This is a genomic window from Kribbella italica, assembly GCF_014205135.1.
Taxonomy (GTDB): domain Bacteria; phylum Actinomycetota; class Actinomycetes; order Propionibacteriales; family Kribbellaceae; genus Kribbella; species Kribbella italica.
The window spans coordinates 1,149,725-1,164,893 of record NZ_JACHMY010000001.1 but is presented as its reverse complement, the minus strand read 5'-3'; the positions used below and the strand labels follow the sequence as shown (position 1 = coordinate 1,164,893).

Annotated in this window: 13 protein-coding genes; 9 read left to right on the top strand and 4 right to left on the bottom strand. The window is 70.2% G+C overall.

Annotated elements, in window-relative coordinates; genetic code table 11:
- Positions 1–64: 64 nt before the first annotated feature.
- From infB to rimP, 4 genes are all read right to left on the bottom strand, one after another.
- On the bottom strand, positions 65–3,319 hold the full coding sequence (gene infB, locus HDA39_RS05450) for a translation initiation factor IF-2 (RefSeq protein ID WP_184794141.1): 3,255 nt from the start codon (positions 3,317–3,319) through the stop codon (positions 65–67).
- Between the two features lie 176 nt (positions 3,320–3,495).
- Positions 3,496–3,774: a DUF448 domain-containing protein gene (locus HDA39_RS05445; RefSeq protein WP_184794140.1), complete on the bottom strand. Its 279-nt coding sequence runs from the start codon at positions 3,772–3,774 to the stop codon at positions 3,496–3,498.
- A 44-nt stretch (positions 3,775–3,818) separates the two neighbouring features.
- The gene (gene nusA, locus HDA39_RS05440; protein ID WP_184794139.1) at positions 3,819–4,811 is read right to left on the bottom strand and encodes a transcription termination factor NusA; all 993 of its coding nucleotides are present in this window, start codon (positions 4,809–4,811) and stop codon (positions 3,819–3,821) included.
- Positions 4,811–5,362: a ribosome maturation factor RimP gene (gene rimP, locus HDA39_RS05435; RefSeq protein WP_184794138.1), complete on the bottom strand. Its 552-nt coding sequence runs from the start codon at positions 5,360–5,362 to the stop codon at positions 4,811–4,813. The genes nusA and rimP overlap by 1 nt, the downstream gene beginning before the upstream one ends.
- Before the next feature lie 133 nt (positions 5,363–5,495).
- Here rimP and HDA39_RS05430 point away from each other — a divergent pair, with 133 nt between their 5' ends.
- The 9 genes from HDA39_RS05430 to HDA39_RS05390 all read left to right on the top strand — a co-directional run bounded on the left by HDA39_RS05430 (position 5,496) and on the right by HDA39_RS05390 (position 15,080).
- The gene (locus HDA39_RS05430; RefSeq protein ID WP_184794137.1) at positions 5,496–6,035 is read left to right on the top strand and encodes a cell division protein FtsK; all 540 of its coding nucleotides are present in this window, start codon (positions 5,496–5,498) and stop codon (positions 6,033–6,035) included.
- Positions 6,032–6,442, top strand: coding sequence for a DUF4439 domain-containing protein (locus HDA39_RS05425; RefSeq protein WP_184794136.1), 411 nt, complete (start codon positions 6,032–6,034; stop codon positions 6,440–6,442). Before HDA39_RS05430 ends, HDA39_RS05425 begins: the two co-directional genes overlap by 4 nt.
- A 312-nt stretch (positions 6,443–6,754) precedes the next feature.
- Positions 6,755–7,153: a cupin domain-containing protein gene (locus HDA39_RS05420; RefSeq protein ID WP_184794135.1), complete on the top strand. Its 399-nt coding sequence runs from the start codon at positions 6,755–6,757 to the stop codon at positions 7,151–7,153.
- Positions 7,146–8,510 carry a class I tRNA ligase family protein gene (locus HDA39_RS05415; protein ID WP_184794134.1) on the top strand — a complete coding sequence of 455 codons (1,365 nt, stop codon included), beginning with the start codon at positions 7,146–7,148 and terminating at the stop codon, positions 8,508–8,510. The genes HDA39_RS05420 and HDA39_RS05415 overlap by 8 nt, the downstream gene beginning before the upstream one ends.
- Positions 8,511–8,513: 3 nt before the next feature.
- Positions 8,514–10,904 (top strand): FAD-dependent oxidoreductase, encoded by a 2,391-nt coding sequence (locus HDA39_RS05410; RefSeq protein ID WP_184794133.1) that lies wholly within the window; start codon positions 8,514–8,516, stop codon positions 10,902–10,904.
- Complete coding sequence (locus tag HDA39_RS05405; RefSeq protein WP_184794132.1) at positions 10,901–11,278, top strand: avidin-fold protein; 378 nt, start codon at positions 10,901–10,903, stop codon at positions 11,276–11,278. The genes HDA39_RS05410 and HDA39_RS05405 overlap by 4 nt, the downstream gene beginning before the upstream one ends.
- A gap of 1 nt (position 11,279) precedes the next feature.
- The gene (locus HDA39_RS05400; RefSeq protein ID WP_184794131.1) at positions 11,280–12,545 is read left to right on the top strand and encodes an ATP-grasp domain-containing protein; all 1,266 of its coding nucleotides are present in this window, start codon (positions 11,280–11,282) and stop codon (positions 12,543–12,545) included.
- Entirely contained in the window at positions 12,542–13,831 is a 1,290-nt protein-coding gene (locus HDA39_RS05395) for an MFS transporter (RefSeq protein WP_184794130.1), read from the top strand. Before HDA39_RS05400 ends, HDA39_RS05395 begins: the two co-directional genes overlap by 4 nt.
- A 10-nt stretch (positions 13,832–13,841) precedes the next feature.
- Positions 13,842–15,080 carry an ATP-grasp domain-containing protein gene (locus HDA39_RS05390; protein ID WP_184794129.1) on the top strand — a complete coding sequence of 413 codons (1,239 nt, stop codon included), beginning with the start codon at positions 13,842–13,844 and terminating at the stop codon, positions 15,078–15,080.
- The last annotated feature ends 89 nt before the right edge of the window (positions 15,081–15,169 follow it).

The window sequence follows — 15,169 nt, the reverse complement described above, 5'->3', positions numbered from 1 at the left end:
CGCTCCGGACGTTACTCCGCGAACCTGCCGCCGGGATCGATGGATCCCGGCGTACGGCCCTGTGTCAGCTGCGCGGCTTCTCGCGCAGTTCGAACGACTCGACGATGTCGCCGATCTTGATGTCGTTGAAGTTGTTGACCGTCAGACCACACTCGAAGCCCTCGCGGACCTCGGACGCGTCGTCCTTGAACCTCTTCAGCGACGACAGCTCGCCGTTGTCGACGATCACCGCACCGTCGCGGATCAGCCGGATCTTGCCGTTGCGGCGGACCAGCCCACTGGTCACCCAGCAACCGGCGATGTTTCCGACCTTCGAGGAGCGGAAGATCTCGCGGATCTCCGCCTGGCCCAGCACGACCTCTTCGTAGATCGGCTTGAGCATGCCCTTCAGGGCCGCCTCGATGTCGTCGATCGCGGAGTAGATCACCGAGTAGTACCGGATGTCGACGCCCTCGCGGTCGGCGACGTCGCCGGCCTTGCCCGCCGGCCGCACGTTGAAGCCGATGATGACGGCGTTGGAGGCCATCGCCAGGTTGATGTCGTTCTCGTTGATCGCACCGACGCCGCGGTCGATGACGCGCAGGTTGACCTCGTCGTCGACCTCGATCCGGACCAGGGCGTCTTCCAGCGCCTCGACCGAACCGGACACGTCGCCCTTCAGGATGAGCAGCAGTTCCTGCGTCTCGCCCTTCTCCATCGAGGCCATGAAGTCCTCGAGGGTACGACGCGCGCGCCGCTTGGCGTTGGCCGCCGCACGAGCCCGGGCCTCACGCTTCTCGGCGATCTGGCGAGCCATCCGGTCGTCGTCGACGACCAGGAACTTGTCACCGGCGCCCGGCACCGCGGTCAGACCGAGGACCAGGACCGGACGCGCCGGCGTGGCCTCCTCGACCGCGTTGCCGTGCTCGTCCAGCATCAGCCGCACGCGGCCGTACGCCGGACCGGCCACCATCGAGTCGCCGACCCGCAGCGTTCCGCGCTGCACCAGCACGGTCGCCACCGGACCACGGCCCTTGTCGAGGTTGGCCTCGATCGCGATGCCCTGGGCCGGCATGTTCGGGTTGGCCCGCAGGTCGAGCGCCGCGTCCGCGGTCAGCACGACACTTTCGAGCAGCCCGTCGATGTTGATCCGGGACTTCGCCGAGACGTCGACGAACATCGTGTCGCCGCCGTACTCCTCGGGGACCAGGCCGTACTCGGTCAGCTGACCGCGCACCTTGGTCGGGTCCGCGCTCGGGACGTCGATCTTGTTGACCGCGACCACGATCGGCACACCGGCCGCGCGGGCGTGGTTCAGCGCCTCGATCGTCTGCGGCATCACGCCGTCGTCGGCCGCGACCACCAGGATGACGATGTCGGTGGCCTGCGCACCACGAGCACGCATGGCGGTGAACGCCTCGTGACCCGGGGTGTCGACGAAGGTGATGGCGCGCTCGACGCCGTCGACCTCGGTGGTGACCTGGTAGGCACCGATGTGCTGGGTGATGCCACCGGCCTCCTTGGCGACCACGTTCGCCTCGCGGACCGCGTCCAGCAGCTTGGTCTTACCGTGGTCGACGTGACCCATCACGGTCACGACCGGCGGCCGCTTGACCAGGTCGGTCTCGTCGCCCTCGTTGGTGCCGAAGTCGATGTCGAACGACTGCAGCAGCTCGCGGTCCTCGTCCTCCGGCGACACGATCTGGACGTCGTACTCCAGCTCGGTGGCCAGCAGCTGCAGGGTCTCCTCGTTGACCGACTGGGTCGCGGTCACCATCTCACCGAGGTGGAACAGCACCTGCACCAGCGACGCCGGATCCGCGCCGACCTTCTCGGCGAAGTCCGTCAGCGAGGCACCGCGGGCGAGCTTGACGACCTCGCCGTTACCGTGCCGGACGCGAACGCCACCGACGGCCGGAGCCTGCATGTTGTCGAATTCCTGGCGCTTGGCGCGCTTGGACTTGCGACCACGACGAGCCGGACCACCCGGACGCCCGAAGGCACCCTGTGTCCCGCCCCGGCCCCGGTTGCCCGGTCCCGGACGACCGCCGCCACCACCGGGGGGACCGCTCGGGCCACCACCGGGACGGAAACCGCCACCGCCGCCACCGCCGCCACCGCGCGGACCGGCGCTCGGTCCACCCGGACCGCCACCGCCACCGGGACGGCCACGGCCGCCACCGCCGCCACCCGCCGGAGCGGACGGACGGCCGGTGAAGGTCCCGGCGGACGACTTCGGCATCATCGCCGGGTTCGGCCGGGGAGCACCCGGTACGCCGCCCGACCGCGGACGGTCGTTGCCGCCACCGCTGCGGGCCTGCGGCGGGCGCGGGGGCATGCCGGCCGGGCTCGCGCCCGCCGGTGCCTGCGAACCGCCACCACCCTGACCCGGGCGGGCGCCACCGCGCTGCATGCCCTGGGTCGAGCTGAACGGGTTGTTGCCCGGACGCGGGGCACCCGGACGGGGACCGCCGGATCCACCGGCCGCGGGTCCACCCGGACGACCGCCACCGGGACGCGGAGCGCCACCCGGACGGGGAGCACCACCGGGACGCGGCGCGGAGCTCGAGCCACCCGGACGGGGAGCCGAACCCGGGCGCGGACCGGAGCCCGGCGTACCGGGACGGGGTGCCGGACGGGAGTCCTCACGCGGCGCGCGAGCGGCCGGAGCCTCGGCGGCCGCCGGACGCTCCTGCGCCGGGGCCGACTGGGTCGGCTGGCCGGCGGCAGCCTGCTCGGCAGGTGCCTGAGCGTCGGTCGCTGCCGGCGCACTGGCCTGACCCGTGCTCGCGGCCGGGGCCTCGAACGCGGGGGTGGCCGCCGGAGCGGGCTCGGTCCGCGGACCAGGCCGCGGGCCGGGACGAGGACCAGGGCGCGCCGCACCGCCCGGTGCGGGCGTCGCCGGGGAGGCGGCGCGCGCGGCGGGCTCGGCCGCCTTGGCCGGAGCCTCGGTGACCGGAGCGGCCGGAGCCTCAGCCGCGGGGGCGGAGACCTCGGGAGCCTTCGGTGCTGCCGGGGCCGGAGCGGCCTCGGCGGCCGGCGCGGTGGCGCGCTCGGCGGGTGCCGCGGGGGCAGGGGTTGCCTTCGGCGCGGCGGGCTCCGCAGGGGTGACCGGAGCGGTCGCCTGCGGCGCTGCGGACGTGCTGGCGGCGGCCTTCTTGGCCGCACGCTTCTTCGGCGGGTTCTTCTCGAACTCCTCCGCCAATCTGCGGACTACGGGTGCCTCGATCGTCGAAGACGCCGATCGGACGAACTCTCCCATGTCGTTCAGCCTGGTCAGGACGACCTTGCTGGTAACTCCGAGCTCTTTCGCGAGCTCGTAGACCCGGACCTTTGCCACTACTCTCCCTCTGGTCCGAGCCTGGGGGCGCGGACCGTTAGTTGACGTACATGCTCATCGCATTGCACTCATCGTTCGACACTCATCGAGTGGTCATGAGTCGATGACCCGCCTTCATGTCGTCGCGGCTCATGCCGCGGGCGGCCGGGCGGCCGCACTTGGTGGTGCTCTTGGTGCTACTGCTTCTCGACCTGTGCCCTGACGAGGCTCAGATCAAGCGGTCCCGGGACCTTGAAGGCCCTGGGAAACGCTTTGCGCCGCTCGGCGAGGTCGAGACACCCGGTCACCGGGTGCAAGTGCGCCCCACGGCCGGGTGCTCGATGCGCGGGATCCGGGAGGACACGTCCTCCGGACACCGTCATCCGCAGCAAGCCGGTCGGACTGTCCCGTTTCCGACACCCGATGCAAGTGCGCTCCCGAACCTTCTCAGGGCGCGCCTCTGCAGTCTCTGTCACAGTTCCTCAGGGTGTGGTGACGACTCAGTCGACCGACCGAGAAGTCAGTCTACCTTCTCGTCCCCACGAGTCACATCGGTATCCGGCCGGATGTCGATCCGCCACCCGGTGAGCCGGGCGGCCAGGCGGGCGTTCTGCCCCTCCTTGCCGATCGCCAGCGACAGCTGGTAGTCCGGTACGACGACCCGCGCGGCGCGCGCGGCCGCGTCGACGACCTCCACCGAGGAGACCTGCGCCGGTGACAGCGCGTTCCCGACGAAGGTCGCCGGGTCGTCGCTGTGGTCGATGATGTCGATCTTCTCACCGTGCAGCTCGTGCATGATGTTGCGCACCCGCTGGCCCATCGGGCCGATGCAGGCGCCCTTGCCGTTCACCGAGGGGTTCAGCGTGCGGACCGCGATCTTGGTCCGGTGGCCGGCCTCCCGGGCGATCGCGGTGATCTCGACGGTGCCGTCGGCGATCTCCGGCACCTCCAGCGCGAACAGCTTCTTGACCAGGTTCGGGTGCGTGCGCGAGACGGTGATCTGCGGGCCCTTGAACCCCTTGCGGACCCCGACCACGTAGACCCGCAGCCGCGAACCGTGCTCGTACTTCTCCCCCGGCACCTGCTCCGGGGCCGGCAGCACGGCCTCGATCTTGCCCAGGTCGACCATCACCGACCGCGGGTCGCGGCCCTGCTGGACGATGCCGGACACGATGTCGCCCTCCTTGCCGGAGAACTCGCCGTAGCGCACCTCGTCCTCGGCGTCGCGCAGCCGCTGCAGGATCACCTGCTTGGCGGTGGTCGCCGCGATCCGGCCGAAGTCGGCCGGGGTGTCGTCGAACTCGCGGACGAGGTTGCCCTCGTCGTCCAGCTCGCGGGCCATCACCAGGACGTGCCCGGTCTTGCGGTCCAGCTCCGCGCGGGCGTGCTGCTGGGCGCCCTCGGTCCGGTGGTACGCGACCAGCAGGGCCTGCTCGATCGCCTCCACCACGACGTCGAAGGCGATGTCCTTCTCGCGTTCCAGCGAGCGCAGGACGGCCATGTCGATGTCCATCAGTTCTCCTCCACCGTGCCGTCAGCAGCGCCGGCGTCGTCTTCTTCGTGGTCTTCCGGGACTTCTTCTTCGTCTTTGCCGGCCGGCCGGTTGAACTCGATCTGGACCTTGGCCTTGACCACGTCGGCGAACTTCACCGTGCGGGTGCGGCCCTTGACGTCCAGCTCGGCGGTCTCGTCGGTCACCGAGGTGACCCGTCCGGTGACCTTGTCACCGCTGTCCAGCGTGACCGCGACCAGGCGGGTCAGGTTGCGCCGCCAGTGCCGCGGCTGCGTGAGCGGCCGGTCGACGCCGGGGCTGGAGACCTCCAGGGTGTACGCGCCGCCGCCCATGATGTCGTCGGCGTCCAGCGCCTTGGAGATCGCGCGGGTGACGTCGGCGACGTCGTCCAGGCTGATCCCGCCGTCGCGGTCGACCAGCACCCGCAGCAGCCGGCGCTTGCCGGCCGGCGCGATCTCGGCGTCCTCCAGGTCGCAGCCGAACTGCGCGACGATCGGCCGGAGGAAGTTCTCGAGGCTCGTGGTGTCCGTGTGGTCAGTCTTTCGGCTCACAGGTAAACCTGCCTCTCTCCAGTTGTGCACCCGTTCTGCCCCGATCCGCAGGGCAGTAGCCCACCTTATCCGGCCCGCGAGGTTGTCCTGACCAACGGCTCGACCGGACTGGGGAGCCGATAAGGTTTCGGCCATGCCGGAGGCCCCCATCCACTTGTCCCGCCGCGCCGCCCTGGTGGTGGCGGGTGCCGTCGTACTGGTCAGTGGGTGCGACGACGACAAGCCGGCCACCGGTACGCCGGGAGCCTCGGGAGGTCCGGACGGGACGGTCCAGCCGCCCGAGGCGAGCACCGACCCGAAGGTCGTCGCCGCGCTGACCGCCGCGGCCACCCAGATCGCGCAACTCGCGCTGCGGGTGAGCGCCGCCGGCCAGGCCCTGCCCGCCCTGCGCGGTCAGCTGGCCCTCGCCTTCCAGAGCCACGCCGCGCACGCCGCCAAGCTCAAGGAGCTGAGCGGTACGGCGCCGCCGCAGCCCGGCAAGCTCCCGCCGCTGCCGAAGGCGTCGGCCGCCGTACTGGCTGATCTCGCCGCCCGGGAGCAGAAGCTGTCGGTCGCCCACGCCACCGCGGCCGGCAAGCTCGCCGGCCCGCCTGCCCGGGTCCTCGCGATGATCGCCGCCTCCGAGAGCCAGCTCGCCGCGACCCTGACCCCGAAGAAGAAGGCGAGCGCGTGACCGAGCTCGAAGCCCTCCAAGCGGCGATCGCCGGTGAGCACGCGGCCCTGTACGGCGTGGGCGTGGCCGGCGGGAAGCTCAGCGGTGCCCGGTTCAGAGCGGCGACCACGCTCTACGAGCGGCACCGGTCCCGTCGCGACCAGCTCGCCGAGCTGCTGATCGAGGGCGGCCTGACCCCGGCCGCGGCCGCACCGGCGTACGACCTGCCGCAGCCGGTGACCACCGCGGCCACGGCGGTCGCCCTCGTGCTCGGCCTCGAACGCCGGCTGACGGCCGTGTACGGCGACCTGGTCGAGGCCGCCGAGCAGGACCGGACCCGGACCTTCGCGATCCAGGCGCTGATCGCGACGTCGCGTGAGCAGCTGGCCTGGGGCGGCAGGCCGGCCGCCTTCCCCGGGCAGGTCTGACCAAGTTCAACCAACCGATCGCTTTGCGTGCCTGAACCGGCACGGAATGCGGTCGGCGGATGTGCGCAACGAATGATTTCCGGTGCGGTTACGCCTTTTAGGGAATTCGTTGCGTACTCCCCTTTACTCCGAGCGTGACCTTCCCTATATTTTCGGCCACGGAGACTGGGGGGTCGCCGGGTTTCGCCCACGTCGTACGCCGCCGCGTGCTGCTGGGCGCTCATCCAAGGCTGAATACGCGTCTTGTCCGTACCTTCATTTCCGCACACTTCTCGAGCCGCGCGCACACGCGGCTACGGAGGGTAGTGAAGCATGCGTACATTCGATGTGGTCACCGGCGAGAGCCTCTTCGTGAACGATCTTCGCGTGGTCCGCTGGGAGCAGTACGGCCTCGGGTCCACGCTGCCGTTCCAGGCGATGTGGTACTCGGTGCCCCCGGGCGACGAGAGCCCGATCGACCAGCACCCCGAGCTCGAACTGTCGATCGTCGTGGCCGGTACGGCGCACGTCCTGGTCGGCGGCACCGAGACCGTGGTCCCGCACGGCAACGCCTTCCTGCTGGACAGCAAGGAAGCGCACGTCGTCCAGAACCGGTCGGCCGACGAGGCCCTGATGGTCTTCAGCGCCTACTGGTACCCCGAGGCCGCCACCGGCGCGGCCGCCGCGCTGGCCGCCAGACCGGCCGAGACCGTGGCAGTCGGCCATGACTGATCCGGTCGCAGAACCAGTCACCGTCTACACCTTTCCCCAGCCCACCGTGAACGGGCCGCTGCACGTCGGCCACCTGTCCGGTCCCTACGTCGCGGCCGACATCGCCGCCCGGGCCGCGCGGGCCCGGGGCGAGCACGTCGTCGTCACCAGCGGGCTGGACGTCCACCAGAACTACGTCCTGACCCGGGCCGAGCTCGAGGGCGTCGAGGTCGGCGTGATGATGGCCGACTTCCGCGCCGGCATGCAGGAGACCTACCAGCAGGCGCGCATCGGCTACGACCGCTTCAGCGACCCGCTGTCCGACGGGTACGCGCCGGTCATCCGCGACCTGGTGAACCACCTCGTCACGAGCGGCGCGGCACCGCTGCGCGAAGTGACGCTGTACGCCTGCGCGGACTGCGACCGGACCTTGCACGAGTCCTACCTGAGCGGGCTCTGCGGCGGCTGTCACTCGCCGGCCGCCGGTGGCGCGTGCGAGGTGTGCGGTGGCTTCACCCAGGTCGACACCATGGTCGATCCGGTCTGCGGCCGCTGTGGTGGAGCGCCTCGCCCGTTCCAGGCGAACGTGCCCGTCCTGCGGATGGAGGACTACCGCGAAGCCCTGACCTCGGTCTGGCTGAGGGCGCAACTGCCACCCGCCGTACGGGCTCTGATCGGCCGGCAGCTGGCGACCGGGCTGCCGGAGATCGCGCTGGCCTACCCGACCAACTGGGGTATCGAGGGCGACCGGGCGCTGACCGGCCTGCGGATCGGGGCGTACACGGAGGTCGCGCTGGCCGACCTCGCGAACATCGCCCGGGCCGTCGACCCGGTGGCCACCGACCTGCCCGGGTACCTGGCCGCGCTCGGCCGGGTGGACTCGCTGTGGCACTTCCTCGGTCTCGACAACGCCTACTGGTACGCGGTCTACTGGCAGGCCCTGTGGGCGGCCTGCGGAATGACCGAGCTGCCGCTTTCCGGTCTGGTCGTGAACGAGTTCTACACCCTGGACGGCGCGAAGTTCTCGACCAGCCGCAATCATGCGATCTGGGCGAACGAACTGCTGCACAAGGAAGACCCGTCAATCGTTCGTTTGTATCTCGCCTGGGACCGCCCGGACCGCTACCGCAGCGATTTCACCTGGCATTCTTTTCAGGCCTTCGCCGACCGGGTGAAACCATTGCTGGCCGACGGAGCCGATGCTCCGGTAACGCTCGATCCGGCCCTTGCCGCGCGGGAGGTGGCCCGTGGTGAGGCCGCCCTGCGCCCGGTGGGATTCGACCCGGCGCTTGCCGCGCGCAGCCTGATCGGTCTACTCGAGGCGGGCGTCCGGGACACCGGTCACCTGCTGACGGCGCTGACCGGGATCGGTGAGTAGCCGATGCGGATCTGCGTGATCGGAGCCGGCATCGCCGGCACGTTGCTCGCCTGGCGGCTCCGGTCCTCCCCGGCGGTCGAGGTCGACCTCGTCACCGGCGTACCGGGACCGGACGCCACAGCTGCGTCCGGTGGCGGTGTCCGCGGCTTCGAGACCCATCCGGAGCAGCGCAGGCTCGCGGTCGAGAGTCTGGCCGAGTTGTTCGAGACGCCCGGCCTGCTGGACCAGGCCGGTTACACCGAGACCGGTTCGACGTACCTGATGACCGGGTACGACGGGCTGGAGGACGCCGTCGCCGAGGTGGAGCACGTGCACCCCGGTTCCACCGAGGTCGTCGACGGGAGCACGCTGCGCCGCCTCGGCTGGCACGGGCTCCCGGACGGGACGGTCGGCGTACTGGAGAAGCGGGCCGGGTTCATCCGGCCCGACCAACTGCGGGCCCTGGTGATCGACCAGCTGGCCCGCTCGGAGAACAGCAGGGTCGTCACCGGCCCTGTGCTCGGGCTGGTTCCGCACCCCGACGGCTCGGTCACCTGCCGCACACCCGGCGGCAGTGACCGGTACGACGTCGTCGTGGTGGCGGCCGGCCCGTGGACGCCCGGGCTGCTCACCGGCAATGCCTTGCCGGCCGACCAGTACCGGACGAAGGCGATCCAGGTCGCCGTGCACCGCGTGGCGGGAGCCCTCCCGACCATGTTCGTCGACGAGACCAGCGACCTGTACGGGCGCCCGACGGCAGACGGCGGTCTGCTGCTGGGCGTCGACACGCACCGCTGGTCCGTCCCGCCCGGCAGCAGCGCACCGATCCACGACCTGACGGCCCAGGCCGTCCGGCTCGCCGGTGAGCGGCTGCCACACCTTCGGCTCTCGGAGACCGCGCACACGGTCACCAACGCCGACTGCTACGCCGATCCGCCGGTCCTGACCCTCTGGTCGGTACTCGGCAGCACCCATCGGCTCTTCACCTTCACCGGTGGGTCCGGCGGCAGCGTGAAAACCGCGCTGGCCGCCAGCCGGACGGCAGCGAACACGCTGCTCGGCACCGGTACGAACACGCGCACCACCACTTCGCGGACGGAGAACAAGCGCATGACCATCATGGAACCAGGCACCAGACGAGCCACCGACACCACCAGCCTGACCCGGTACCACACGATCGGGATCGGAGCCGGGCCGTCGAACCTCTCGCTGGCCGCCCTCTACAAGAACGTCACCACGGAGAAGCTGGCCCTGTTCGACTCCCGGCCGGTGGCCGGCTGGCACACGCCTCTGCTCTACCCGGGCGTCCGGATGCAGACCGGATGGATGAAGGACCTGGTGTCCCTGGTCGACCCCCGGCACGAACTGACGTTCCTGAACTACCTGGTCACTTCCGGGCGGCTCTACGCGCTGATCAACTCCCAGTTCGACTCGCTCCCCCGGATCGAGTACGAGCGCTACCTGGCCTGGGCCACCGAGCGCCTGGGCGTGGTGAACTTCAGCTCGCGGGTGGACTCGATCGCGATCACCGACGACGGCTTCGAGGTGTCCGTCGACGGTACGCCGGTCGCGGTCTCCGAGCACCTGGTCCTCGGTCTGGGCACCCGGCCGGTCTGGCCGGAGTACGTCCGCAACCTGCCGTCCGGACGGGCCTTCATCGCCGACGAGCTCGGCGTCCGGATGCCTGATCTCGAGCCGCACAAGGCCGACCCGATCGCGGTCGTCGGCGGCGGCCAGACCGGGCTCGAGTGCGTACTGCGCCTGCTCGGCTCGGGCTTCACCGACATCCGGTGGCTCGGCCGCAACCAGTGGTTCCGAAGCATCGACGACTCCCCGATGGCCAACGAGCTGTACCGCCCGTCGCACATCGAGTTCCTGCAGGGCCTGAACCGCAGCAAGCGGCGCGAGATGATCGTCGACTCCCGCTACAGCGGCGACGCGATCACTCCTGGTGGGCTCCGGGCGCTCTACCAGGGCAACTACGACGGCCTGCTGACGCTGGGCCGGTTCCCCGTCACCCTGCTGCCGGGCCGCGACGTGATGTCGTCCGAGCTGCTCGCCGACGGCCTGCTGCGGCTGAACTGCTCGACCACGGTCACCCCCGAGCACCACGACGTACGGCACGTCGTGGTCGCCGCCGGCCGCGAGCACGTGCAGGCGCCGTTCAGCGACGACCTGCGCGAGCGGATTGACTACGACGACGACGGCGAGATGCTGGTCGAGCCGGACTACTCGGTGCGCTGGAAGGGCATGAACGGCCACCGGATCTACTCGTTCAACGCCAGCCGGTACAGCCACGGCCTGACCAACGCCGGCCTGACCCAGCTGCCGGTCCGGGCCGCGATCGTGCTGAACTCGATGTTCGACCGGGAGATCTACCCGATCTCCGACGAGCTGTGCGCGGTGCAGTGGTGACCGCCGCGGCTTCCGAGCACCCGGTGGTCCCGGACGTCGACGGCGTCTGGTTCCGGCTGGTGGTCGACGACCCGGCCGGCGGCGCGCCGTACGGGCAGTACCACCGCGACAACGACCTGGTCTGGGCCGAGTTCTACGCCGGCGGCACGCTGCGCAGCGGCCGGCTGGTCGGGCACCTGGAGGACGACGGCTCGATCCGGGCCGCGTACTGCCTGCTCACCGCGGCCGGTGAGGTGGTCAGCGGCGAGTGCGTGAGCATCCCCGAGTTCGATGCCCGGGGCAACATCCGGATCGCCGACCACTTCCGCCGCAGCGACGGCAGCAGCGGTGTCACCTACATCGAGCAGATCCCTGCTCCGGTCCGGGAGGCCTGAGATGAACCCCAGCAACGAACGCCCGCACCTGCTCGTGGTGGCGACCGGGATGCGCCTGTTCCGCGAGTACATCCTGCGCTCGGTCGCGCCGCAGTACCGGATCCACATGTTCCTGCACGCGGAGCCGACCTGGGAGAAGGAGTACATCGAGGCCTGGACCGTGCTCGAGACCACGCTCGACGCCGAGGCGCTGGTCGCCGCGGCCCGCAAGCTCGACGCCGAGCAGCCGATCGACGGTGTGCTCTGCTGGGACGAGGCGCGGATCCTGCAGACCGCCCACGTCGCCGAGGCGCTCGGCCTGCCGGGCGGTGACGTGGCGATGATCAACCGGTGCCGTGACAAGCACCTGACCCGTACGGCGCTCGCCGCGCAGGGCGTCCCGCAGCCGGAGTCCGTGCTCGTGGACACCGTCGACGAGGCGCTCGTCACCGCCGACAAGCTCGGCTACCCGGTGATCCTCAAGCCGCGCGCGCTGGCCGCCAGCCTCGGCGTGGTGAAGGTGAACTCGGCCGAGGAGCTCAGCGCGAACTGGGCCTTCGCGCACGACACGACCGTTCCGGAGGCGCCGCACTACGACGTCAAGGTGCTGGTCGAGGAGTTCGCCGACGGCTACGAGATCAGCATCGACGCGGCCGTGTTCCAGGGCCAGGTGACACCGTTCTGCCTGGCCCGCAAGGAGATCGGCTACCCGCCGTACGCCGAGGAGATCGGGCACTTCGTCGACGCGGCCGACCCGCTGCTGGCCGACGAGCACCTGTTCCAGGTGCTGGCCGACGCGCACGCCGCGATCGAGTTCACCGACGGGGTCACGCACACCGAGATCATGATGACCGCCGACGGGCCGAAGGTGATCGAGATCAACGCCCGGATCGGCGGCGACATGATCCCGTACCTCGGGCTGCAGGCGACCGGCGCCGACCCGGGGCTGGCGGCGGCCGCCGTCGCGACCGGGCGCTCCCCGGAGCTGGTCCCGGACCGGACGATGGTCGGCGGGGTGCGGTTCTTCTACGTCGACGAGAACGACACCGTGCTGGACTCGGTCGCCTTCGAGGAGGCCGATCTGCCGGCGACGATCGACCAGCTGGTCCCGCTGATGGAGGCCGGCCAGACCACCAGTCCCCCGCCGGAAGGCACCCTGTGGGGCCGGATCGCGTACGCGACCGTGGTGGCGACGTCGACGGACGACTGCCGGGCCGGGCTGGACGCCGCCGAGAAGGCGCTGCGCTGGTCGGGCAAGGTCAAGGAGCCAGAGGAGCCGACGTCATGACCGAGACCACGGAGGACACCGGCGTCTGGGTGACCATCCGGGAGGCGCCGGTCGCGGTCAAGGCCCTGCTGATCGGCAACTTCGTCAACAAGCTCGGCTGGTTCCTGCAGGTCTTCCTGGTGCTCTTCCTGACCACCTCGAAGGGCTTCACCGACGTCCAGGCCGGTACGGCGCTCGGCGTGTACGGCGGTGGCACGGTCGTCGGTCTGATCATCGGCGGCTCGCTGTCGGACAAGATCGGGCCCCGGGCCGCCGTACTGATCAGCATGTTCGGCATGGCCGGGTTCGTGCTGGCGATCGCGTACGTGCCGAGCTACACGGCCGTTCTGATCGTGGTCGCGCTGGCCGGTGCGGTCGGGCAGTTCTACCGGCCCGCGTCGGCGGCGTTGCTGACCGAACTGACCCCGAAGCACCGCCAGGTGATGATCTTCGCGGTCTACCGGTTGACGATGAACGTCGGCGCCACGGCCGCACCGCTCGTCGGTGCGGCGCTGGTGGCCGTCTCGTGGGACCTGCTGTTCATCGGTGAGGCCCTGGCCGCGCTGGCGTACGCGGCAGTCGCGATCATCGCGCTGCCGAAGCGGCGGTCCACGGCCGCGGCGGACGACGGCGCGGTGCAGGACGTACCGGCCGAACCCGCTGCCGCCGGCAACTACCTGACCGTGCTGCGGGACTACAAGTACGTGCTGTTCCTGGTCTGCATGTTCATCAACGCCGCGATCTACATGCAGTACCTGGCGGTACTTCCGCTGCACATGAAGGCCGACGGGTTGTCGACGTGGTGGTTCAGCGCGGTCGTCGCGCTGAACGGGTTCATCGTCATCACCTGCGAGCTGCTGGTCACCAAGGTGGTCCAGCACTGGGCACCCAAGCTCGTCGTGATCGCGGGCTTCGTCCTGCTCGGCGGCGGTCTGGCGTTCTACGCGCTCCCCGGCGGAGTGGCGATCTTCGTGATCGGCACGCTGCTGTGGACGCTGGCCGAGATCATCGCCGGTCCGACCATGTTCGCCTATCCCGGCATGGCCGCGCCGCCGCAACTGCTCGGCCGGTACGTCGGGTCGGCGCACGCCATGTTCGGCCTGGGCTCCGCGCTCGGCCCGTTCCTGGGGGTGTGGATCTGGAACAACTCCGGGACCGACGTGTGGCTGTACTGCGGACTCGCCGGCCTGATCGGCATCGTCCTGGCGTCCATCGGGATGCCCGGCAAGCCCCTCGCCGCCACCGAGGAACCAGCAGTGGACATGACCCCGGCCACCGAGCCGCTGCCGAGCGAGACTTCGTCGTAGGAGAACCCTGATGTCCAAATACACGATCATCGTGGACCCCTTGTCCACCGGGCAGGAATATCCTGCCGCCTTCAAGGAGGCCGGGCAGACTCCGGTCGCCGTACTGAGTGGGCTCGTGCCGCCGCCGGCGTTCACGGGAAGCTGGCACCCGGAGGAGTTCGAGCACATCCACTACTTCACCGGGGACGTCGCCGCGCTGGCCGAGGAGCTTCGGCAGTACGAGCCGGAGTACCTGTTCCCCGGTGCCGAGAGCGGGACCGAGCTGTGCGACCAGCTGATCGAGATCCTGGTCCCGGGCACCGGCAACGTGCCGGAGCTCGCGTCCGCGCGGCGGGACAAGTGGGACATGGCCGAGGCCCTGCGCCTCGCGGGCGTGCCCCGGCTGCGGCAGATCCGGACCGCCGACCCGGTCGAGGCGGAGCGCTGGCTGAAGGAGAACGACCTGCTCGGACGGCGGCTGGTGATCAAGCCGCCGAAGAGCGCCGCCGGTGACGAGGTGTACGTCGTCTTCGAGGACGGCGACTGGCGCGAGCGGTTCGACCGGGTGCTCGGGCGGACCAACAAGATGGGCCTGGTCAACGACGCCGTCCTGATCCAGGAGTACGCCGAAGGCACCGAGTACCTGGTCGACAGCTACACCGTCGACGGCAAGCACTCACTGGTCGACGTCTGTCGCTACACGAAGATCAGCCGCGGCGACAAGATCGGCATCTACCACCGGATCGACTTCCTCGCCGAGGACGACCCGGAGGTCCAGGCGCTCTGGCCGTACACCCAGCAGGTGCTGGACGCGGTCGGCATCCGGATCGGGTGCGGGCACGCCGAGGTGATGATGACCGCGGACGGCCCCCGGCTGATCGAGGTCGCGGCCCGGCCCGCCGGTGGCGGTCACCAGATGGTCAGCGAGCTGGCCACCGGTGACAACCACATCAAGCGGACCGTCGCGCACCGGGTGCGCGGCGAGGTGCGGGACGGGTTCGACCTGGTTCAGCATCTGCGCGGGATCTTCGTCTCGGCGTACCGGGACGGGTACTTCCGCAACCGCGAGGTCTTCGACGGCATCGAGTCGCTGAAGTCGTTCCACTGGATGAAGATCCTGCACGACGAGGACGCGGTCGTCCCGGAGACGGTCGACCTGTTCACCTGCCTGGCCTGGGTGATCCTGATCCACAGCGACGCCCAGACCCTCGACGACGACTACCGCCGCGTGCTGGAGATGGAGGCCGCGATCGTCATCGACGAACCCTGACAGACCCGCTCAGCCCGACCCCCCAGTCACTCGGCTGAGCAGCCCGGGCACGGATCCTCCGTGCCCGGGCTTTCTGTTCTGTTCATCTC